17 protein-coding genes and 2 pseudogenes are annotated in these 20,956 nt (G+C 70.4%); 11 read left to right on the top strand and 8 right to left on the bottom strand.

The window, feature by feature from the left end:
- Nucleotides 1-52: 52 nt before the first annotated feature.
- Entirely contained in the window at nt 53-547 is a 495-nt protein-coding gene (locus OG435_RS05375) for a pyridoxamine 5'-phosphate oxidase family protein (protein WP_266875647.1), read from the top strand.
- Nucleotides 548-561: 14 nt separating this feature from the next.
- Here the strand turns inward: OG435_RS05375 and OG435_RS05370 are convergent, their stop codons facing one another.
- Entirely contained in the window at nt 562-2,244 is a 1,683-nt protein-coding gene (locus tag OG435_RS05370; RefSeq protein ID WP_266875646.1) for a sensor histidine kinase, read from the bottom strand.
- A gap of 253 nt (nt 2,245-2,497) precedes the next feature.
- Between OG435_RS05370 and ppk2 the strand changes: the two genes are divergently transcribed.
- Together ppk2 and OG435_RS05360 are read left to right on the top strand one after the other, a co-directional pair.
- The gene (gene ppk2, locus OG435_RS05365) at nt 2,498-3,313 is read left to right on the top strand and encodes a polyphosphate kinase 2 (RefSeq protein WP_430625583.1); all 816 of its coding nucleotides are present in this window, start codon (nt 2,498-2,500) and stop codon (nt 3,311-3,313) included.
- Nucleotides 3,314-3,384: 71 nt separating this feature from the next.
- A complete protein-coding gene (locus tag OG435_RS05360; protein ID WP_266875644.1) occupies nt 3,385-5,085 on the top strand; it encodes a SulP family inorganic anion transporter in 1,701 nt (566 codons plus the stop codon).
- A 311-nt stretch (nt 5,086-5,396) separates the two neighbouring features.
- On the opposite strand, the gene OG435_RS05355 is transcribed toward OG435_RS05360, so the two are convergent.
- Nucleotides 5,397-5,594 carry a hypothetical protein gene (locus OG435_RS05355; RefSeq protein WP_430625582.1) on the bottom strand — a complete coding sequence of 66 codons (198 nt, stop codon included), beginning with the start codon at nt 5,592-5,594 and terminating at the stop codon, nt 5,397-5,399.
- Between the two features lie 257 nt (nt 5,595-5,851).
- Here OG435_RS05355 and ppdK point away from each other — a divergent pair, with 257 nt between their 5' ends.
- Nucleotides 5,852-8,551, top strand: a complete 2,700-nt coding sequence (ppdK, locus tag OG435_RS05350; protein ID WP_266875643.1) for a pyruvate, phosphate dikinase — start codon at nt 5,852-5,854, stop codon at nt 8,549-8,551.
- Nucleotides 8,552-8,706: 155 nt separating this feature from the next.
- On the opposite strand, the pseudogene OG435_RS05345 reads toward ppdK, so the two are convergent.
- Nucleotides 8,707-8,820: pseudogene (locus tag OG435_RS05345) on the bottom strand (transposase); the annotation flags it as partial.
- 564 nt (nt 8,821-9,384) lie between these two features.
- Here OG435_RS05345 and OG435_RS05340 point away from each other — a divergent pair.
- The 3 genes from OG435_RS05340 (at nt 9,385) to OG435_RS05330 (ending at nt 11,306) form a co-directional block, all read left to right on the top strand.
- Nucleotides 9,385-9,849: a Crp/Fnr family transcriptional regulator gene (locus OG435_RS05340; protein ID WP_266875642.1), complete on the top strand. Its 465-nt coding sequence runs from the start codon at nt 9,385-9,387 to the stop codon at nt 9,847-9,849.
- A gap of 26 nt (nt 9,850-9,875) precedes the next feature.
- Nucleotides 9,876-10,514: a CBS domain-containing protein gene (locus tag OG435_RS05335; protein WP_266875641.1), complete on the top strand. Its 639-nt coding sequence runs from the start codon at nt 9,876-9,878 to the stop codon at nt 10,512-10,514.
- Nucleotides 10,515-10,607: 93 nt separating this feature from the next.
- The gene (locus OG435_RS05330) at nt 10,608-11,306 is read left to right on the top strand and encodes a response regulator (protein WP_266875639.1); all 699 of its coding nucleotides are present in this window, start codon (nt 10,608-10,610) and stop codon (nt 11,304-11,306) included.
- 16 nt (nt 11,307-11,322) lie between these two features.
- Here OG435_RS05330 and OG435_RS05325 read toward each other — a convergent pair whose 3' ends face one another.
- The 5 genes and pseudogenes from OG435_RS05325 to OG435_RS05305 form a co-directional block, all read right to left on the bottom strand.
- Nucleotides 11,323-13,047, bottom strand: coding sequence for a sensor histidine kinase (locus OG435_RS05325; RefSeq protein ID WP_266875637.1), 1,725 nt, complete (start codon nt 13,045-13,047; stop codon nt 11,323-11,325).
- A gap of 121 nt (nt 13,048-13,168) precedes the next feature.
- Nucleotides 13,169-13,372: pseudogene (locus OG435_RS05320) on the bottom strand (DUF1918 domain-containing protein); the annotation flags it as partial.
- 35 nt (nt 13,373-13,407) lie between these two features.
- A complete protein-coding gene (locus tag OG435_RS05315; protein WP_266875635.1) occupies nt 13,408-15,984 on the bottom strand; it encodes a cation-translocating P-type ATPase in 2,577 nt (858 codons plus the stop codon).
- A 7-nt stretch (nt 15,985-15,991) separates the two neighbouring features.
- Nucleotides 15,992-16,855, bottom strand: coding sequence for a universal stress protein (locus tag OG435_RS05310; RefSeq protein ID WP_266875633.1), 864 nt, complete (start codon nt 16,853-16,855; stop codon nt 15,992-15,994).
- Nucleotides 16,852-17,760: a universal stress protein gene (locus tag OG435_RS05305; protein WP_266875631.1), complete on the bottom strand. Its 909-nt coding sequence runs from the start codon at nt 17,758-17,760 to the stop codon at nt 16,852-16,854. Before OG435_RS05305 ends, OG435_RS05310 begins: the two co-directional genes overlap by 4 nt.
- Nucleotides 17,761-18,010: 250 nt before the next feature.
- Here OG435_RS05305 and OG435_RS05300 point away from each other — a divergent pair, with 250 nt between their 5' ends.
- From OG435_RS05300 to OG435_RS05285, 4 genes are all read left to right on the top strand, one after another.
- Entirely contained in the window at nt 18,011-18,679 is a 669-nt protein-coding gene (locus tag OG435_RS05300) for a CBS domain-containing protein (protein WP_266875630.1), read from the top strand.
- 33 nt (nt 18,680-18,712) lie between these two features.
- Nucleotides 18,713-19,582 (top strand): universal stress protein, encoded by an 870-nt coding sequence (locus OG435_RS05295; protein WP_266875628.1) that lies wholly within the window; start codon nt 18,713-18,715, stop codon nt 19,580-19,582.
- A gap of 110 nt (nt 19,583-19,692) precedes the next feature.
- Entirely contained in the window at nt 19,693-20,295 is a 603-nt protein-coding gene (locus OG435_RS05290; protein ID WP_266875627.1) for a CBS domain-containing protein, read from the top strand.
- A 13-nt stretch (nt 20,296-20,308) separates the two neighbouring features.
- Nucleotides 20,309-20,905 (top strand): CBS domain-containing protein, encoded by a 597-nt coding sequence (locus tag OG435_RS05285; RefSeq protein ID WP_266875626.1) that lies wholly within the window; start codon nt 20,309-20,311, stop codon nt 20,903-20,905.
- Nucleotides 20,906-20,956: the final 51 nt, after the last annotated feature.

Below are 20,956 nucleotides of genomic sequence, written 5' to 3'. Positions count from 1 at the left end.
AGGCTGATGACGCGGAGCCGCGAACGATCGATACCGGATGAAGGTGCGGATCATGGACCAGGACGGCATAGGACGCGTCGGAGGTCGCACGGGCGCTACGAGGACCGGCCGGCGCATGCGGGAGCTGGACAGGGCCGAGGCACTCAGGCTTCTGGGGACGGTGTCCCTGGGGCGCATCGTCTTCACCCAGTCCGCACTGCCCGCCGTCCGCCCGGTCAACCACCTCGTCGAGGGCGAGGACGTCATCGTGCGGATCCACGACGACGGGGCGCTCGCCTCCCTCGTGGCCCCGGCCGATACCCCTGGTGTGGTGGTCGCCTACGAAGCGGACGCCATCGACCCCGTCACCCACCTCGGTTGGAGCGTCGTCGTCACCGGCTACGCGTGCCCGGTGGCCGACGCCGACGAGGCGGCCCGGTTCGCGGCTCTGCTGCGTCCATGGGTGGGAGACTCCATGACCGGCACCCTGCGGATCCGCCCCGACCTCGTCACCGGATTCCGGCTGGAGGCGGAGCGGACCCTGCCCGAGTCCGCCTGCCTGGGCTGATCGACTCTGGGCCGTCAGCTCCCGGTGGGGAGCGGCGCCCGCCAGACGAGCCGGCTGCCCCCCTCGTCGGGGGTGTCCACGGTGAAGGATCCGCCCAGGCTCCGCGCCCGGTCGTCGAGGTTGCGCAGACCGCTTCTCCGGCCTTGGGCAGGGATGCCCCTGCCGTTGTCGGAGACCGTCAGCACGATCTCGCCCGGTTCCGCCTTGAGCGCCACGGCGACCCTGGTCGCCCCCGCGTGGCGCGCGGCGTTGCTCAGGAGCTCGCCCAGCGCCGCCATGACGTGGTCGGCGACCTCGGACGGGACGTCCGTATCGAGCAGCCCCTCCATGCTCAGACGCGGCGGATGACCGAGAGTGGTGGCCGCCTCGCCGACGGCCCGAGCCGCGCGAGCCCGCAGACCCGGTCCGCTCTCGCGGTCCTTGGTACGCAGACCGAAGATCGTCGAACGGATGATCTTGATGGTTTCATCCAGGTCCTCGACCGCACGGCTGACGCGCTCGGCGGCCCCCTCGTGCTCGACGAGCCGTGCCGCGCTCTGGAGGGTCATACCGGTGGCGAAGAGCCGCTGGATGGCCAGATCGTGCAGGTCCCGCGCGATCCGGTCCCGCTCCTCCAACAGCGCTATCTGCTCCGCGTCCCGACGCCGCTCCGCCAGCTCCAGGGCGATCGTCGCCTGACCCGCGAAGGCGACGAGAGGCTCGAGCTCGTTCTCGCCGAAAACGGGCTCCCCGACCGCGCGCACGAGCAGCAGTACACCCCTGCTCTCCCCGCCGGCGCTGCCCAGCGGGACCGCGACGGCGGGACCCAGCCCGCCCTGTGTCTGCGCATCGGCCGGGTAGCGGTCGTCGTCCGAGGCGTGCACGACCGTGACGGGCTGCCCGGTCCGGTGCGCAGTCCCCGACAGGCTTCCCGCGAAGGGGACGACGAGCCCCTGCCGGGCCTTGCTGTCCGCACCGGCCGCGAACTCCACGAACAACCCCTCCGCGCCGGGAACCGGCATGGAGATGTCCGCGATCCGGGCCCCGGTGATCTCCTGGGCCCGCAGGGCGATGAGCTCCAGCACCGCTGGACGGGAACTGCCCGACAGCAGGCTCTCGGTGATCTCCGCATTGGCCTTGAGCCACAGCTGCTGGCGCTGCGATCCCTCGTAGAGCCGGGCGTTGTCGATCGCCACGCCCGCCGCCACCGAGAGCGTGGAGATCACCGTCTCGTCCTCGGTGTCGAAATCGACCCCGCCCCGCTTGTCGGTCAGGTAGAGATTCCCGAACACCTCGTCCCGCACCCGGATCGGTACACCGAGGAACGTGCGCATGGGCGGGTGGTGCGGCGGAAACCCGTACGAGGACGAATGGGCACCGAGATCGGTGAGGCGCAAGGGCTCCGGGTGGTGGATGACCTCTCCGAGCAGGCCGTGACCGGCCGGCAGGGGACCGATTTCGGCGATGGCCTCCTCGTCGAGCCCCACGGTCAGGAATTGCGACAGGGTGCGGCCGTCGGGGCCGATGACCCCGAGCGCCCCGTAGTCGGCGTCGACGAGCAGGGCCGCGGCCTCCACGATCCGCCGCAGCACCTGGGCCAGATCCAGCTCCCGGCCCACCGAGACGACAGCCTCCAGCAGGCTGTGCACCCGGTCGCGGGTGCCGCGTACGGCGTCGATGCGCACTTGGAGCTCGTCGAGCAGCTCGTCCAGTCGCATCCGAGGCACTTGCGTCAACGGATCCCCCACACTCACGTGATTCCCCTTCGCCGCCCGCCCCGTCCGGCGCCAGCGTATCGGCACAGACGTGCCCGAAGGGGGCGTCGGCTGCGGGCGCTGCCAACCGGGGAGCGGATGACCGGTGAGACCTGACGGTGAGGTGCGGGCCGGCGTCCCGACACGGGGGTGCGCCGCGAGGGGCATCCTTGCGCGCGGACGCGTGCCGTGACCGACTTGACGGCAGCACTCGACGGTGAGAGGGACGGACACGGCGATGGGTCTCAAGAAGGCGGTCTACGAGAGGGAGCTGCTGCGGCTCCAGACGGAGCTGGTCAAGCTCCAGGAGTGGACGCGTGCGGAGGGCGCCCACCTGGTCGTCGTCTTCGAGGGCCGGGACGCCGCAGGCAAGGGAGGCACGATCAAGCGGGTCGCCGAGCACCTCAACCCCCGCGTGGCACGCATCGCGGCCCTGCCCACGCCGACGGAACGGGAGCGCACCCAGTGGTACTTCCAGCGTTACGTCGAGCACCTGCCTGCCGCCGGCGAGATCGTCCTCTTCGACCGCAGCTGGTACAACCGCGCCGGAGTGGAGCACGTCATGGGGTTCTGCACGCCCGCGGAACACCAGCGCTTCCTGCGCCAGTGCCCGGTGTTCGAGCGGATGCTGGTCGAGGACGGGATCCTGCTCCGCAAGTACTGGTTCTCCGTCAGCGACGCTGTGCAGGAGGAGCGGTTCCGGCGCCGCGCGGAGGATCCGCTGCGCCGGTGGAAGCTCTCCCCGATGGACTTGGAGTCCCTCACGCGCTGGGAGGCGTACTCGAGGGCCAAGGACGAGATGCTCGTCCACACGGACACGGCCGATGCCCCGTGGTACGTGGTCGAGAGCGATGACAAGCGCAGCGCGCGGCTCAACATGATGGCCCACCTGCTGTCTTCGGTTCCCTACACGGACGTGGCCGTACCGTCGCTGACCTTGCCGCCGAGGCCGCGGTCCACGGGCTACGAGCGTCCGTCCAAGGAGCTCCAGACGGCCGTACCCGACCACGCCGTCACCCTCGGGAAGGACTGAACCGCGGCAGAGCCCGGCGCACAATGCAGAGAGGATCGGCGGGGTCGAGTGGACCGTCGGAGAGGAGCACGATGTCTGCGGGTAGGAGGCGGCCTCCGGTACCCACGGGTCTGCGGGGGTACCGCCGGTCCTGGCTCGGGCGGGACGCGTTGGCCGGGGTCACCGTCGCCGCGTACCTGGTGCCGCAGGTCATGGCGTACGCGGGGGTCGCCGGGCTGCCGCCGGTCGCCGGGCTCTGGGCGGTCCTGCCGGCCATGGTCGTCTACGCGCTGATCGGTTCCTCGCGGCTGCTGTCGGTCGGGCCCGAGTCGACCACGGCGCTGATGACCGCCGTTGCTGTGGGACCGCTCGCCGCCGGCGATCCGGGCCGGTACGCGGTGCTCGCGGCGGCCCTCGCCCTGGTCGTCGGCCTGATCTCGTTGGCCGCTTGGGCCGTACGGCTCGGGTTCCTCGCCGACCTGCTCTCACGGCCCGTGCTCGTCGGCTACCTCGCCGGCGTCGCACTGATCATGATCATTGACCAGCTGCCCCGGCTCACCGGAGTGCGCACGACCAGCTCGGGCTTCTTCCCGCAGCTGTACTCCTTCGTCCTGCACGCCCCGGGCGTTGACTGGCCGACCGTCGGGGCGGCTGCTGTTGCTCTTGCGCTGCTCCTGGTGGCACCGAAGCACTGGCCCATGGTGCCGCGCCCATTGGTGGCCCTCGTCCTCGCCACGACAGTGGTGGCGGCATTCGGGCTGGACGACCGGTACGGGATTTCCGTGATCGGATCCGTGCCCTCCGGTCTGCCGGTGCCCTCGCTGCCACCGCTCGGCGACCTGCCCCGGCTGCTGGTCCCGGCGCTGGGTGTGCTACTCGTCGGCTACTCGGACGTGATCCTGACCGCCCGGGCCTTCGCCGATTCTGGCGACAGGGCCCCGCTGGACCCCAACCGTGAACTCCTGGCGCTGGGGGCGGCGAACCTGGGGGCGGGTGTCCTGCACGGGTTCCCGGTCAGCAGCAGCGCGAGCCGCACCGCTCTGGCGCAGTCGTCGAAGGCGCGGAGCCAGGCGTACTCCCTGTTCGCGGCTGTCGCGGTCCTGATGGTCCTGCTCTTCCTGGGCCCCCTGCTGGCCCACACACCGAGCGCCGTCCTCGGCGCCATCGTCGTCTACGCCGCCGTCCGCCTGATCGAGGTGGCCGAGTTCCGGCGCCTCGCCGCCTTCCGCCGCCGCGAACTCCTGCTGGCCCTGGGCTGTCTCCTGGGCGTCTTGGCGCTCGGCATCCTGTACGGCGTTCTGGTCGCCGTGGCCCTGTCGGTCATCGAGCTCCTCGCTCGAGTGGCCCGTCCGCATGACGCGGTGGAAGGCCTGGTACCAGGGCTCGCCGGCATGCATGACGTGGACGACTACCCGACGGCGCAGACCGTTCCCGGCTTGGTCATCTACCGGTACGACTCACCGCTGTTCTTCGCCAACGCGGAGAACTTCCGCCGACGAGCCCTGGCGGCTGTCGACGAACAGAGCCGTCCGGTCCGCTGGTTCGTCCTCAACGCGGAGGCGAACGTCGAAGTGGACATCACGGCCCTTGACGCCGTCGACGGACTCCGTCAGGAACTCGTGCGCCGCGGCATCTTCTTCGCGCTGGCCCGGGTCAAGCAGGAACTCCGTGAAGACCTTGATGCGTTCGGCCTGACGGCCTCGGTGGGGGCCGAACGCATCTACCCGACCCTGCCCACGGCCCTGGAGGCCTACCGGGCATGGAGCCGGGAGAAGGGGCTCGCGGAAGAATGAGCAGGAACTACCGGTCCACGTCCGCCCCGCCGTGCACGTGACGCAGTACCCTCCGGGCACCGTTCCAGCTGCGGCACACGACGAGCCGCACGTCGTTCTCCGCGATACACCCGCCAGGGCATCCGGCTCGGCGCCTGCGGCGCGTACGCCCTCTCGGCAGCCGGCGTGGGCAGCCTGCGCTCCGTCGTGAACGAGTCGAACTCGCCCGCCGGGCCTGGCTCACGGGGGTGGGGAAAGGCGCGGTATCCGAGGCCTGCGCCTGACACGTGGGCTTGCGAGCCACCCGTGCCTCCTGGGGGTGTGTCGGGAGCTCAGGAAGGCCTTCCGGTTCCTTGTCGCTCTATGGACGTGGCGACGACGAGCGCCAGCATGCCGACGACCATCATGATCAGCCCGACGAGTGTCCGGTCGGCGCTCTCCCACTGCCAGTCCACCGCGAACACCAGGATGGCGCCGAGACCGATGGAAGTGATGGCGCCGACGGCCAGCAAGCCCGTCATGTCAGTCACCGACTTTCGTGTCATGCCCGGATCCGCATTTCCGTGCTCGCCCCGACTGTCCCGGATACCGGGAGTGGTCGAGCAGGTACCCAACGTCCCTTCGTGGAGTCGAACGGCCCCTCCGCGGGTGGTCGCGCGCTTGGCCAGGGCTCAGGTAGAGGGCCCGTCCGGCCCCACGTGGGGCCGTCCGGCCCCTCTCGGAACCGGTGCGGGACAAGCCAGTGTGAGAGATGAGCGCGATATCGCCGAGGAGGCTGGTGGCAGTCATGGGTTCCTACGTGTACGACTTCGCCGAGGGCGGCCGGGACATGGCCGATCTGCTCGGAGGCAAGGGCGCGAACCTCGCGGAGATGGCGCGCATGGGCCTGCCCGTGCCGCCCGGCTTCACCATCACGACGGAGGCCTGCCGCGAATTCCTGGCTGCAGGTGAGCTGCCCGCCGGCCTGGACCGCGAGGTCGCCGAGCACCTGGCGGCGCTCGAGCGGGCTGCCGGCAAACGGTTGGGACAGGTGGACGACCCGCTGCTCCTCTCGGTCAGGTCGGGGGCTAGGTTCTCCATGCCGGGCATGATGGAGACCATCCTGGACATCGGTCTGAACGACCTCTCGGTGCTCGGCCTGGCCAAGATTCCCGACCGGGAGCGGTTCGCGTGGGATTCCTATCGCCGCCTCGTGCAGATGTTCGGGAGCACGGTCATGGGCGTCGACGGCTCGCTCTTCGAAGACGTGCTCTGCCGGGTCAAGGACCAGCACCGCGTCGAGGACGACTCCCACCTGGACGTCTGCGACCTCATGCGGATCGTCGAAATGTTCAAGGACCTCATCCTCGAACGTACGGGGAGTGAGTTTCCGCAAGACCCGACCGAGCAGCTGCGGCAGGCGATCCTCGCCGTCTTCGCGTCGTGGAACGGTGAGCGCGCCCGCCTCTACCGTCGCCGCGAGCACATTCCGGACGGTCTCGGGACAGCGGTCAACATCCAGCGCATGGTCTTCGGGAACCTCGGCTCCGATTCCGGCAGCGGAGTCGCGTTCACGCGCGACCCGGCCACCGGGCGCCCCGGCCTGTACGGGGACTACCTTCCCAATGCCCAGGGCGAGGACGTCGTCTCCGGTGTCCGCGACGCCGTACCGCTGCAGGAGCTGGCCACGCTCGACCCGGCGTCGTTCGCCCGGCTGCGCGGCTACATGGAGCAGCTCGAAGCGCACTACCGGGATCTGTGCGACATCGAGTTCACGATCGAGCACGGTGCCCTGTGGATGCTCCAGACCCGCGTCGGGAAGCGCACCGCGCAGGCGGCCTTCAGCATCGCCTCCCAACTGGCCGACGAGGGCCTCATCTCCACTGACGAAGCGCTGGCCCGCGTCGACGGCGACATGCTGGCGCGGCTGATGTTCCCCCGGTTCGACGCAGGTGTCGCGGCTCCCGTGCTCACACGCGGTATTCCCGCCTCGCCCGGCGCGGCCGTGGGCGCGGTCGTCTTCGACTCCACGGAGGCGGTTCGTCGGGACGCCGCCGGAGAGGAAGTCGTGCTCGTACGGCAGGAGACCACGCCCGACGACCTCCCGGGGGTGGTCGCAGCCCAGGCGGTGCTCACGAGCCGGGGCGGCAAGACCAGCCACGCGGCGGTCGTGGCGCGCGGCATGGGCAAGGTCTGCGTCTGCGGGGCCGAGGCGCTGTCCATCGACCTGGGGGCACGCCGGTTCTCCGTCGGCGATGTCGTCGTCTCCGAGGGCGAGATCATCTCGGTGGACGGCTTCGAAGGCCTCGTCCGCCTCGGCGCGGTACCGCTGGTCGACTCCGCGGTCATGCGCTACTTCGAGTCGGGCTCACCAGCGCCGGACGCCGCCGAGCAGGAGGGTGTGCCCGAGGTGCACCGACTCATGGAGCACGCCGATGCCATCCGACGCCTGGGGGTACGGGCGAACGCCGACACACCGCAGGACGCGGCCCGAGCACGCCGGTTCGGCGCAGAGGGCATCGGACTGTGCCGTACGGAGCACATGTTCCTCGGGGACCGCCGTCCACTGGTGGAGGCCATGATCCTCGCGCCCACGGAGACCGACCGCGAGGCCGCGCTGGCCGCACTCCTGCCCTTGCAGCGCGAGGACTTCACCGGAATCCTCGCCGCCATGGACGGCCTGCCCGTGACCATCCGGCTGCTCGACCCGCCCTTGCACGAGTTCCTGCCCGACCGGACGGACCTGGCCGTACGCCTTGCCCGGGACGAAGCACTGGGCCGGACACAGGATCCTCACGACACCGAGCTGTTGGCAGCGGTCACGCGCATGCACGAGGAGAACCCGATGCTCGGTCTGCGGGGCGTCCGGCTGGGTCTCGTGAAACGGGGCCTGGTGGCCATGCAGGTCCGTGCCATCGCAGAGGCCGTCGTCGCCCGCAAGCGGGCGGGAGGCGATCCGCGTGCCGAGATCATGGTCCCGCTCGTCGGCGCGGTCGAGGAGTTTCAGCTCGTCCGGCAAGAGGTGGAGGAGGTGCTGTCCACGGTCGCGCGCGAGACGGGAATGCCGGTGACCTGCCCGATCGGGACCATGATCGAGCTGCCCAGAGCAGCCCTGACAGCCGGCCGTATCGCGAGCCAGGCGGTGTTCTTCTCCTTCGGAACGAACGACCTGACGCAGACCACATGGGGCTTCTCCCGCGACGACGTCGAGGCGGAGTTCTTCTCCGCCTATCTCGACAAGGGAATCTTCGAGACCTCCCCGTTCGAGACGATCGACCGCGAAGGAGTGGGACGTCTGGTGGAGATCGCGGTCCGTGAAGGGCGTGCGATCCGACCCGACCTCAAGATCGGCGTCTGCGGAGAACACGGAGGAGACCCGGCCTCTGTGCACTTCTTCCACGAGGCCGGACTCGACTACGTCTCCTGCTCGCCGTTCCGCGTCCCGGTCGCCCGCCTGGAGGCCGGCCGCGCGTCCCTGCAGACACGGCGTGCGGACGCGACGAAATGACACGCTCACTGACCCTGCCGGGGCCCCGCCCTCAAGCCGAGAGGGGTGGGCTCGTTGCCCACTCCGCAGAACGAGGAGCACGTCATGTCCGCGCGAGCGTGAGCGGCCCGGGCCCCTCCAGCACCACCTCCACCAGCCGGGCGACAAGAACCTGCGGTCTTCCACGGGGCGAACTGTTCGGGAAGATCACGCCACTGCACGCCGGTCCGCACCCGGTCCAGAACCCGGTCGATCGCCTGCCGGTGATCCCGCCACCGGCCGCAACGTCCGCAGCGCTGAGCTCTTCCATCCGTCGTCCCGGAATGCTGACGGCAGGCAAGCCGGTGGTCGTACCGGCCGGGGCTCCGGGGCCCTTGTCCGCCGTCGGTTTCTCAAAGGGGCGTGGGTCCAGGGGCGTGGGCTCGCAGCACGGCGAGCCGCCGACTGTATTCCACTGCGTCGATCTCGCCTCTGGCGAATCGATCCGCGAGAAGCCTCTCGGCTCCCTTGCCGGGGGTCGGATGCGGCACGGGAGCTGTGTGCCCGTCCGCACCGTCTCGTCTGAGAGCGCGGACCACGAGGACGGTCGCGGCGACGATCAGGGTCCAGACGATCAGTGTGGTGAGGGACATGGCGAACCATCCCCAGGCCCCCATGCCATGGCCATTCCAGTACATCGCGCACCTACCAGGTGGACTGGGTCGACGGCCGCGAGCCGGCCATCTGCTGCCAGGATTTCCGGCTGCACCAACCCCGGGCATGGGCCGGTCGGCCCACAGTCGGGGCCACAGGGCCCATGCCGGGGACCGGCCGGAACACCAAGACTTAAGACGGACTCGAACAGGAGGCCGTTCATGAGCACCCCTTCACCCACCCGCATCTCCGAGGCGCTGCCCGCCGACTGCCGTTCCCGTTTGATGGAACTGTCACACGAGGTCAACTTCGACGAGGGGACGCGTCTCTTCAGCGAGGGCGGCCACGCCGACCGGTTCTGGATCGTCCGGTCCGGCACCGTGACCTTGGACGTCCACGTGCCCGGGCGGCGCGCCGCCGTCATCGAGAGCCTCGGGGCTGGCCAGCTGGTCGGCTGCTCGTGGCTCTTCAAGCCGTACTCCTGGCGTCTTGGCGCCGAGGCGATGACGCCCGTCCGTGCGCACGAGTTCGACGCGGCGCGCGTACGGACGTTGATGGAGGCCGATACCGCCTTCGGCTCTGCCCTGAGCCACTGGGTCGGGCAGGTCCTCGCCAACCGGCTGCAGGCCGCCCGCGTGCGCCTTCTCGACCTGTACGCGCCCCATGGCAGCGGCAGCTTCCTCTGATCGTCCGTATGCCGAAGGAGCCGGTCATGCCCGCATCCCGCTACACCGTCAGTGACGTCATGACGCACACCGCCATCGCCATCGGCCGCGAGGCGTCCTACAAGGAGATCGTCGAGCTGATGCACCAGTGGAAGGTCAGCGCGGTCCCCGTCCTGGAAGGCGAGGGCCGGGTCATCGGCGTGGTCTCCGAGGCGGACCTGCTGCCGAAGGAGGAGTTCCGGCGGACGGACCCCGCGCTGCCCGAGCAGCTGAAGGAAGCCTCCAAGGCCGGCGCGGTGCTGGCCGAGGAGCTCATGTCGAGTCCGGCGATCACCGTCCACCCCGACGCGCCGGTCACCGAAGCCGCCCGGATCATGGCCCGCAAGCACGTCAAGCGCCTGCCCGTCGTGAACGCGCTCGGCATGCTGGAAGGCGTGGTCAGCCGCAGCGACCTCCTCAAGGTGTTCCTGCGGCCCGACGGGGAGCTCGGGGAGGAGATCCGCCAGACCGTGCTCACCGAACTGGCACCCGGCGTGACCCTGGACTTCGCCGTACAGGACGGCGTCGTCACCCTGCGCGGCCCGCTGAGCGATCGGGCCCTTGTCCCCCTGCTCGCACGGGCGATCCGCGCGGTCGAGGGTGTCGTGGACGTCCGGATGGAGTTGGAAGGCGCTATCGCTGCCTAGCTTCACTTCTGGTCGGCCATAGGGTGCGTTGCGCGTCCTCCTGAGACAATTCGGGTGGAAATGTGCAGCACACGGACCGAGCCAGGGGCGATCATGTCCGACTCTCCGAACGCCTCCGCAGAGGCGCCGATCAAGGTGTTCCTCCTCGATGACCACGAGGTGGTCCGGCGCGGGCTCCATGACCTCCTGGACGCAGAGCCGGACATCACGGTCGTGGGTGAAGCAGGCACGGCCGAGCAGGCGCTGGCCCGCGGGCCGGCGCTCCGTCCGGACGTCGCCGTACTCGACGTGCGGCTGCCCGACAGTGACGGCATCACCGTCTGCCGCGAGCTGCGCTCGCGGATGCCGGGGCTGGCCTGTCTGATGCTGACCTCGTTCGACGACGAGGACGCCTTGCTGGACGCGATCATGGCGGGGGCCGCCGGGTACGTGCTGAAGCAGATCAAGGGCGCCGACCTGGTCTCGGCCGTACGCACGGTCGCCACAGGCCAGTCCATGCTGGACCCTGCGACCACTGCCCGTCTGATGCACTCCTTGCGCGACCCGGAATCGGCGAAGGCGCCGGAGAACGCCCGACTGGCCGCCTTGTCGGAACGGGAGCGGGCTGTCTTGGAGCTCATCGGCGAGGGCCTCACCAACCGACAGATCGCCAAGCGGCTCTACCTGTCCGAGAAGACGGTCAAGAACCACATCTCGCGGTTGCTGGGCAAGCTCGGCGTGGAGCGGCGGGTCCAGGCGGCCGTGATTGCCGCCCAGGTCCACGAGCACGGCGCCGGGACGACGAAGCCGTAGGTGTGTCTGACGACGGTCACCGCGCCGGCGGGACCAGGGGTACCTGCCACTGCAGGCGAGTACCCCGCTCCCCTTCACCCAGCGCCGCAACCTCCATCCGGCCGCTCAGCCTTTCGGCACGCTCTGCCAGGTTCCGCAGCCCGCTGCGCCGATTGCCCTCGGGCAGGCCGACGCCGTTGTCTGTCACGGTGAGGGTCAGGTGCCCTTCGGCCGCAACAATCGAGACCTCCACCCGCGTGGCCCCGGCATGGCGCGCGACGTTGGTGAGAGCTTCCCCCACCACGGCAAGGACCTCATCCGCGACAGTCGCCGGCACGTCGGTGTCGATCAGTCCTTCCATCCGCAGGGCAGGGGCGAAGCCGAGGGCTGCAGCCGCCGCGTCCAGGGCCTGGACAGCGCGGGAGCGCAGCTTGGACGCCTCCCCGGGGGCGTCGTGTTCGCGGAGTCCGAAGATGGTCGATCGGATGATCTTGATGGTGGCGTCGAGGTCGTCCACGGCGCGCGCGAGGCGTTCGGCTGCCTGGGGGTGGTCGACGAAGCGCTGGGCGCTCTGGAGGGTCATGCCGGTGGCGAACAGGCGCTGGATGGCCAGGTCGTGCAGGTCGCGGGCGATGCGGTCGTGGTCCTCCAGCAGGCTCATCTGCTCGGTGTCGCGGCGCCGGTCGGCAAGCTCCAGGGCGAGGGCGGCCTGGCTCGCGAACCCCGGGAGTGCGGCGACCTCCGTGGTGGCGAACACGGGGCGACCCCGCCTCCGGGCCAGCATCAGGACGCCGCTCAGGCTTTCGTTGGTGCCGACGGTGACGGCGACCGCCGGGCCGAAGCCCGTCCACCGCTCGGGGTGCACGGTGACGCGCTCGTCGGTCGATACGTCGGAGACCGTGACGAGGCCGTTGTGGGCCAGTGCGGCCTCGGCGAGAGTGCCCTGGGTACTGGGCAGGACGATCCCGCGGTGCGCCTCGGCTCCCTCTCCGAGGGCGAGGGAGCCTCGCAGTTCACCGGCGGGGCCGAGCAGATAGAAGACGCCCATGTCGGCGCGGGTGATGTCCTTGGCCCGCTCCAGCATGCCCTCAAGGACTTCGTTCTCGGGCGCTCCGGAGAGCAAGGCGCTGTTGATATCGGAGCTGGCCTCCAGCCAGCGCTCGCGCAGCCGGACCTCCTCGTAGAGCCGGGCGTTCTCGATGGCGATGCCGGCTGCGACGGCGAGGGTGGACAGGACCGCTTCGTCCTCGGCATCGAATTGGGCTCCGCCGCGCTTCTCGGTCAGATAGAGGTTGCCGAAGACGTCCTCGCGCACGCGGATCGGGACACCGAGGAAGGAGTGCATCGGCGGGTGGTGGTCCGGGAACCCGTACGAGGCAGGGTGCTCGGACAGCTCTGACAGCCGCAGCGGTTCGGGGTGGCGGATCAGCTCGCCGAGGATGCCGTGGCCGGAGGGCAGGTCTCCGATCTGGGCGCGGAGGGCGTCGCTGATTCCGACGGGAAGGAACTCGGCCAGCTTCTTGTCGTTCCCGATGACTCCTAGGGCCCCGTATTCGGCGTCCACGAGCACGACGGCGGCCTCGACGATGCCTTGCAGGACCTGCGGGAGGTCGAGTTCCCGGCCCACGGACATCACGGCTTCCAGCAGACCGTTCAGCCGGTCCCGCGTACCTCTGACCTCGTCGATCCGTACCTGGAGCTCATCCAGCAGTTCGTCGAGCCGCAGTCGGGGAACACCGCTTGGCCGTTCCCCTGTGCTCATGCCCGCCTCCGGCCGGGAGTGATGGCGAGATGGCCATCACTCCCACGGTATCCCCGGCCGGGGGGCCCGGCCTTCCCACTCAGTGGGAGGCCATTGCGCCGTTCGGCCTCTCCTCGTGCCGCGGCGTGCCGGTTTCTTCGTGCAAGTGCCTGACGTGGGCGTCCGGGCCGGGGAAGAACACGGTGGTACGGCCGGTGTCGGACCACCGCACGTCGTACGGCGGGGTGCCGTCCTCATGGTGCAGGGCGATGACTTCGCCGTCCCGGCCGGGCTTTCCGATGGTGGGGCCGCCGACGACGATCTGGTCGCCAACTTCGGCGTGGATCCCGTGCCCGTCCGCAGGTGAGTACGCGTTCATGATCATGCCTTTCTGTGGAATGCGCTCCGCAGGAGCCGGGCGGTGACGAATGCTGCGAGGGCTGCCGCGGTGGCGAGTCCCGTGCCGGCCCAGCCCACCGGGCGGGTGTCCAGCAGGGACTGCAGAGCGGGAACGTGCAGGGCAGCTATCGCCAGGAGGGCGGAGGCCGCCACGGAGGCCGGGAGGAAGAGGTTCTGGGTGGTGAACAACCGGGCCCTCAGCCCCAGGGCCACGCCCAGCTGGGCCCCGAGCAGAGACAGGAAGAGCACGCTCTGCCAGGGCAGGTCCATGCCACGCGCGCCGATGCCGGCGGTCAGGCTGAACGCCGTCACGGCCGCGGCCAGGATGAGGAGGCGCTGCCATACGCCTGCGGCGAGTACGTGCTGGCCCGGCGGCCGGGGTGGGCGTTGCATCGCCGCAGGCGCGGCCGGTTCGGCACCCATGGCCACGCCGGTCAGGCCGTGGGTGAGGAGGTTGATCCACAGGATCTGCCCCGCCCGCAGCGGCAGAGTCAGGCCGAGCAGGGGGCCTGCCAGCATCACGAGTATCTCGGCGGTTCCGCCAGCCATGGCGTAGACGAGGAAGCGCCGGATGTTGTCGTAGACGCGGCGGCCTTCCTCGACGGCCGTGACCACGGTGGAGAGCTCGTCGTCGGTGAGGACGAGGTCGGCGGCCTGGCGGGCCACTTCGGTGCCGCGGGCGCCCATGGCGACGCCGATGTCGGCCTGGCGGAGGGCGGGGCCGTCGTTGACGCCGTCCCCGGTCATGGCGGTAACGGCGCCGCGGGCCCGCCAGGCGTGGACGATGTCCAGCTTCTGCTGCGGATCGGTCCGGGCGAATACACGTACTTGGGTCAGGTCGGTGTCCGGTGCTGCGGCGAGCTCGGGTCCGGTGACGACGACGTCGGCCGGACCGTCCTCGATCAGTCCGATGCGCACGGCGATGGCGTGGGCCGTCGCGGGGTGGTCGCCGGTGATCATGACCGGGGTGATGCCGGCGGCGCGGCAGGCCGCCAAGGTGGCTGCGGCCGTCACTTTCGGCGGATCGCTGATGGCGATCAGGCCGAGAAGGCTCAGTCCCTGTTCCGCCCGGGCGGCGGGCGGGCGCCACTGGAGCCGTTCGGCGCCTGCCACTGCCAGGACCCTGAACCCGTGGGCGGCCAGCTCGGCGGCCTGACGGCGCGCCTGGTCCAGGAGCGCGGACGGCTCAGCGAGCACCGTGGGAGCCAGGACTGCCTCCGGCGCCCCCTTGAGGCAGACCAGGACGTTGCCGTCGGGCAGGTGGTGGAGGGTGGTCATCCGTTTGCGCAGGCTGTCGAAGGGTGCTTCTCCGATCCGGGGGCAGTCCCGGTGCAGCTCGGCGGAGTTGGGGCAATCGGCCTTGGCGGCGGCTGCCAGCAGTGCGGCCTCCATGGGATCGCCCACGGCCGTCCACGCGTCGGAGCCGCTCTGGGGCGCCTTCAGGCTCGCGTCGTTGCACAGGGCTGCCGTGGTGAGGAGCTCCTGCAGCGGGCGGAGCTGCTCGGGTGTCAGGGAGTGCCCGGCCCGGGTCAGGTCTCCGTAAGGTTCGTATCCGCTGCCGGACACGTCCGCGGCTCCGGACGGTGTCCACAGGTGCTGGACGACCATGCGGCCCTCGGTGAGGGTGCCTGTCTTGTCCGTGGCCAGCACGCTCACCGAGCCCAGCGTCTCGACGGCCGGCAGGCGTCGGACCAGGGCGCCCCGGGCCGCCATGCGGCGGGCTCCGAGGGCGAGGGCGAGGGTGACCACGGCGGGCAGGGACTCGGGCACCGCGGCGACGGCCAGGCTGATGGCGGTGACCGCCATCGTGCTCACGCCGAGGCCGCGTACGAGGCCCAGGGCGAAGAACAGCACGCACAGGGCGAGGGTGGCGGCGGCCAGGACGCGGCCGAGGGACGCGAGGCGGCGTTGGAGCGGGGTCGGCCCGTGTTCCCCGTCGAGGAGCGCTGCGATCCGGCCGAGGGCACTGGCTGGTCCTGTGGCCGTGGCGGTCGCCGTACCCCGACCGCGCACCACGACGGTGCCGGCGCCGACCGTGTCACCGGCAGTTTTGGCGACGGGCTCCGATTCGCCGGTGAGCATGGACTCGTCCATCAGGAGAGCGGATGCCTCGGTGAGATCGGCGTCCGCGGCGACGATGTCTCCCTGGCCCAGCAGCAGGCTGTCACCAGGCACCACGAGCGCTGCCGGCACCTCGTGTGCGGTGCTGTCGCGCCGTACCCGGGCGTGCGGGGCCGAGAGAACGGAGAGCGCGGCGACCGCGCGGTCCGCCCGGACCTCCTGGGTGACGCCCACGGTAGTGTTGAAGACGACCACCAAACCGATGACGACGGCGTCCGGGTGGTCACCGATCGCGATGGTCAGCAGTGCGGCACCGAGCAGCACCATGATCAGCGGATCACGCAGCTGCGCCAGCACCCGTCGGTAGAGGGGTGCGGGTCGCGGCGGCGCCACCTCGTTGCGCCCGTAGCGGGCAAGTCGGCGTTCGGCCTCGGCCTGCGTCAGCCCCGCCGGGGCCGAGGAGCCGACGGATGGCGTGTCGATCGCGTGGCTGGTCATCGCGGGCTCAGCCGGTGGGGACGGTGATCACCGGGCAGTGCGCGCGGTGCAGGAGGCCGTGGACGACGGATCCGATCCGCATGCCGGTGTACCCGCCGCGGCCGCGGCGGCCCACGACGACGGCCAGGGCATGCTCGGCGGCCCGCGCCAGTTCCTCCACCGGGTGGCCCGTGAGGACCTCGTGCGTCATGTGCACGTCCGGGTACTTCTCGGACAGGCCGGCAGTGGCCTCGGAGAGCAAAGTGCGCTGGGCATGCAGCGCCACCTCCTCGCCGTCCAGCATGATCAGAGGCGGTTGCCGCACGCAGACGACCCGCAGTGCCGCCCCCCGAAGGTCGGCTTCGTCGAAGGCGAAGGCCAGCGCGGCAGTGGCGGATGCGCTGCCGTCGATACCCGCGACGACGTAGGTCGGCTGCTGGCTGATGTGCTCGGCGTCGCCCACGACGACCACCGGACAACGGGCCTGGGCGGTGACGGGGACCACGAGCGAGCCGGCGCTGAAGAACTCGGCGGTGCGGCTCAGGTGCCGGGAGCCGAGGACGATCATGCGGGCCTCGCGTGCTGCGGCGCCCAGGACGGGGGCGGGGAAGCCGCCGAGCAGATCGCCGGTGACGCTCACCTCGGGGTGGCGGTCACGTACCCAGTTGCACGCCTGTTCGAGTCTGTCGGATCCGGCCTGCCGGATGGCCGTCTGGCCGGGGGTGTCATCGACGTGCTGGGTGTCGTGCTGGGGCGGCACCGCGAGCACCAGGCGCAGCGGGAGCCGGCGCCGTTGTGCCTCGTCGGCGGCCCAGGCCAGGGCAAGGTGCCAGTCCCTGCCCGGGTCGATGCCCACGACGATGTCATGGGTTCCTGTCTGGTGGCTGGTCATGACCGGCTCCCGAAGTCGCTGCCGGTCCGGGGGATGAGCAGGACGGGGCAATGGGCGTGGTGCAGCAGGCTGTGCGTGGCCTTGCCCAGGTTGCGGGCGAGTCCGAGGGGTCCCGGTACCCGGCGGCCGCCCATGACGAGCAAGTCTGCGTGACGGGACGCCTCGACCAGGACACCGGCCACGGAGACGCTCTTCTCCGCATCGGCCTGCACCGCCAGGTCGGGGAACTCGCTGCGGACCACGTCCGTGACGGCTCGCAGGGTCTCAGCGTGGCCGCCGGCGATCTCATCGATGCCGTCGAGCATGCTGACCACCTCACCGACGGACTGGAGCACGTTCCACACGTGCAGCAGTCGCAGGGAGGCCTTGTGCAGCTCGGCTTCCCGGGCGGCGTACCGGGCGATCAGGAGGTCGTCCTCATCGCGGATCGCCGCGAGGACCGTGCCGGTCTCCTCGGCCCCGTCGATGCCTCGGACGACGATGACGGGGGTCATGGCGATGGCCGCGGTGTCCAGCCCGACCGAGCCGAGCATGAGGGAGTTGAATCCGCCCAGGCCGCGGTTGCCCAGGACGACCGTGCCGTGGAGCCCGCCGGCCCGGTGCAGGGTGTCGACGGCGCCCGCGCGGCTGAATTCGGTGGTCACGGTCAGCCCGGGGTATTCGGCCGACACGGCCTTCGCCGTGTCGGCCAGGAGTGCCCGGCCGTTGGCGCGGACCCGTTCGATGGTCTCCGCCGACAGGTACAAGGCCCTGCCGTCGGTGTCGGAGCCGTAGACAATGTGGAGGGGACGGTCACGGCACACGGCCTCCTTGGCCGCCCACAGGGCGGCGACGCGCGCCGACTGCGAACCGTCCACGCCGACGGTGACCGAGCTGGTGTCCGGGGTGCGGAATGTGCTTTCCACGATTCCTCCCAACCGAGAGCCGATGAGGGACACCTCTCACGCTGGCACCGTCGACGCTCCGGGAAGAGGGCCGCCCGGGACCGCAGGCGGGACCAAAGGTCCCCATCGTCACGGCCCGGCACCCCGGGCCCCTACGGGCCCCCGGAGGGACCGTTCGGCCCTCGATCAGCAGCCGTCACCGGCGGATGGTTGGGGGCACACCCCACACCGGACATCAGCCTCGCCTGGCACGGCGGAACAGGAGGGCCTCATGAAGCACCTCAAGGTGGCGGACCTGATGACGGACGAGGTCGTCTCCGTGGCCCCGGGCACCGGTTTCAAGGACGTCGCGAAGCTCCTTGCCCAGTACGACATCTCCGGAGTCCCCGTCCTGGACGAGGAGGACCGCGTGCTGGGCGTCGTCTCGCAGACCGACCTGCTGGCCCACACGGTGCCGGGCTCCCGTCCCGCCGAGCAGAGCACCACAGAGGCTGGGCGGCCGTCCGCGGGCGACGTCATGTCCGCGCCCGCGGTCACCGTCCACGCCGAAGAGACAGTGGCCGACGCTGCCCGGCTGATGACCCGCCGGGGTATCGAACGCCTGCCCGTCGTGGACGTGGAGGACCGGCTCATCGGAATCGTCACCCGCCGGGACCTGCTCCGCAGGTTCCTGCGTCCGGACTCCGAGATACGCAGGCGTATCAGCGACGAGGTCCTCGTCGAGGTGCTCGGGGTGCCGGCCGGTGACGTCGGCGTCCACGTGGTGGACGGCATCGTCACCCTGGACGGCCATGTCGAGCGCCGGAGCCAGCTCCCTGCGCTTCTCAGCCTCGTCGAGCAGCTCGACGGGGTCGTCGCCGTGACATCGCGCGTCACCGCCCGTACCGACGACACGGCAACCACTCACGCTGACCATGTTCGGCACGCAATGCCGTGGTGACGAGCGCCGGCCCGCACGAAGGGAATCTCAGCCATGGAAAACCACGTGACCGTCGGAGTCGACGGCTCCCCGGAGAGCCTGGCGGCAGCGCGCTGGGCCGCACGGGAGGCCGTCCTGCGGCAGGTGCCGCTGCGGCTCGTGCACGCCGTCGACTGGCCCCTGGACCCCGTGTTCCCCGGCCTGGGCCGCCAGGACGTGGACCGCTGGGCGGATCAGGCCCTGACCGAAGCCGCGCAGGAGCTGCACGGGCGCTACCCGAACTTGGAGATCACGACCCGCTGCCTGGCAGCCCGGCCGGCAGCCGCCCTCGCGGCCGAGGCCGCCGACGCCGGGCTGCTGGTCCTGGGATCGCGCGGTTTGGGTGGCCTGGTCGGTTTCATCGTCGGCTCGGTGGCCATGTCCACCCTGGTCGCGACTGACGCACCGGTCGTCCTCGTTCGCGCCGCCGACGACCCGGACGGCTCGGGCGCAGACTCCGGCGCCGAGGTCGTCGTGGGGGTCGACATCCACGAAGCGTGCGACCGGGTACTCGCCTTCGCCTTCGAAGAGGCGGCCCGGCGCGACTGCCCGCTGCGGGCCGTGCACGGCTGGAAGATGCCGGCCGCCTACAGCTACGTCCCCTTCTTCGACCCGGACAACGAACGGGACATCGGCAAGAGCGTCACGCACATGGTCGACGACATGCTGCTGCCCTGGCAGCACAAGTTCCCCGACGTGAACGTCAGCCACAACGTGTTCATGGGATCGGCGGGCGAGCATCTCGTCCGGGCATCGAAGGGCGCGGGACTCGTCGTTGTGGGACGCCATCTGCGCCGCTCCCCGCTCGGCGTGCACCTGGGCTCGGTCGCCCACGCGGTCCTGCACCACGCACCAGCCCCCGTGGCCGTCATCGCCCACGACTGAAGGAGCGGTACCGGGAGTCGGATCGCCTCAAAGCCCCGGCCGGAACGGCCCACGGACGGTCGCCCTTCACCGCATCACCCGTACCGGCCGTGCCATCGAGGAGGAAGACCATGAAGCACCTGCGCACCGTCGAGGACGTCATGACGCACGCCGTGATCTCCGTCGACCGAGGAACCGCGTTCAAGGACATCGTGGAAGCGCTGCGGATGTGGAACGTCAGCGCCCTCCCCGTCCTGGCAAAGGACGGACGGGTGGTCGGCGTCGTCTCCGAAGCCGACCTGCTGCTCAAGCCCGAGGGCACCGACACGGCCCACGACACCGCTGCCGAGCAGCTGATGACCCGCCCGGCCGTGACCGTCACGAAGGACGCCACGATCCCCACCGCGGCGCGGTTGATGGCCCGCGGGCTCCTCAAGCGCCTTCCCGTGGTCGACGGTGACGGCCGCCTCGTCGGCGGCGTCAGCCGCGGAGACCTGCTCAAGGTCTTCCTGCGCCCGGACGAGGACATCGGCGCCGAGATTCGCGAACTGATCATGTATCAGCTGATCCCGAACGGTTCCGCCGAAGTGCACGTCCACGTCGCCAACGGCATCGCCTACCTCAATGGGTCGCTGCCGGACCCCGCAATGGAAGATGTCGTCGTACGCACCGCCGGCACCGTACCGGGCGTTGTCGACGTCAAGGCGGATTTCACCGTCCCCGCCTCCGCATGAGGGCACGACCGCCATGAGGCACCGCACTGTCGCGGACCTGATGACCCACACCGCCGTCACCGTCCGGCGCACGACCGCGTTCAAGGAGATCGCTCGGCTCCTGAAGGAGTTCGACATCACCGCCACGCCCGTGATCGATGAAACCGGGCACTCGCTCGGCGTCGTCTCCGAAGCCGACCTTCTCCGCCCGCGGCCCGCCGGGGGCGCGGCGACAGCCGAAGAGCTGATGACGAGCCCGGCCGTCACGGCCCGACCCGAGTGGAGCGTGGTCCGCGCGGCCCGGGTCATGCAGCGCCACCGGGTCAAGCGGCTACCGGTCGTCGATGAGGAAGGCCGCGTGGTCGGCGTACTCAGCCGCAGCGATCTGATCCAGCTTTTCCTTCGCCGCGACCACGCGATACAGGAAGAGATCATCGAGGATGTCCTCACCCGGACACTGCACCTGACTCCTTCGGCCATCACCGTCGAAGTCGACGACGGCCTTGTGACCCTCAGCGGCACCGTGCCGCAGCCCGGCCTGTTGCCCGTGGTGGTTCGCCTCTGCCAGAGCGTCGACGGGGTCGTGGACGTCGACAACAGACTCACCTGCGCCGAGGTCGAACAGAGCTGACCGGGCGAGGCTGACCGAGCGAGGAGGGCCGAACGGTCCCCGGTTGGGCCG

Source organism: Streptomyces sp. NBC_01264, assembly GCF_026340675.1.
GTDB lineage: Bacteria > Actinomycetota > Actinomycetes > Streptomycetales > Streptomycetaceae > Streptomyces.
This window is presented reverse-complemented; position numbering and strand designations above follow the sequence as displayed.

Bases quoted from the DNA above. Each gene is read 5' to 3' on its own strand.
- OG435_RS05375 (WP_266875647.1), top strand. From the start codon at position 53: ATGGACCAGGACGGCATAGGACGCGTCGGAGGTCGCACGGGCGCTACG.
- OG435_RS05370 (WP_266875646.1), bottom strand. From the start codon at position 2,244: ATGCGACTGGACGAGCTGCTCGACGAGCTCCAAGTGCGCATCGACGCC.
- OG435_RS05360 (WP_266875644.1), top strand. From the start codon at position 3,385: ATGTCTGCGGGTAGGAGGCGGCCTCCGGTACCCACGGGTCTGCGGGGG.
- ppdK (WP_266875643.1), top strand. From the start codon at position 5,852: ATGGGTTCCTACGTGTACGACTTCGCCGAGGGCGGCCGGGACATGGCC.
- OG435_RS05340 (WP_266875642.1), top strand. From the start codon at position 9,385: ATGAGCACCCCTTCACCCACCCGCATCTCCGAGGCGCTGCCCGCCGAC.
- OG435_RS05335 (WP_266875641.1), top strand. From the start codon at position 9,876: ATGCCCGCATCCCGCTACACCGTCAGTGACGTCATGACGCACACCGCC.
- OG435_RS05330 (WP_266875639.1), top strand. From the start codon at position 10,608: ATGTCCGACTCTCCGAACGCCTCCGCAGAGGCGCCGATCAAGGTGTTC.
- OG435_RS05325 (WP_266875637.1), bottom strand. From the start codon at position 13,047: ATGAGCACAGGGGAACGGCCAAGCGGTGTTCCCCGACTGCGGCTCGAC.
- OG435_RS05315 (WP_266875635.1), bottom strand. From the start codon at position 15,984: ATGACCAGCCACGCGATCGACACGCCATCCGTCGGCTCCTCGGCCCCG.
- OG435_RS05310 (WP_266875633.1), bottom strand. From the start codon at position 16,855: ATGACCAGCCACCAGACAGGAACCCATGACATCGTCGTGGGCATCGAC.
- OG435_RS05300 (WP_266875630.1), top strand. From the start codon at position 18,011: ATGAAGCACCTCAAGGTGGCGGACCTGATGACGGACGAGGTCGTCTCC.
- OG435_RS05295 (WP_266875628.1), top strand. From the start codon at position 18,713: ATGGAAAACCACGTGACCGTCGGAGTCGACGGCTCCCCGGAGAGCCTG.
- OG435_RS05290 (WP_266875627.1), top strand. From the start codon at position 19,693: ATGAAGCACCTGCGCACCGTCGAGGACGTCATGACGCACGCCGTGATC.
- OG435_RS05285 (WP_266875626.1), top strand. From the start codon at position 20,309: ATGAGGCACCGCACTGTCGCGGACCTGATGACCCACACCGCCGTCACC.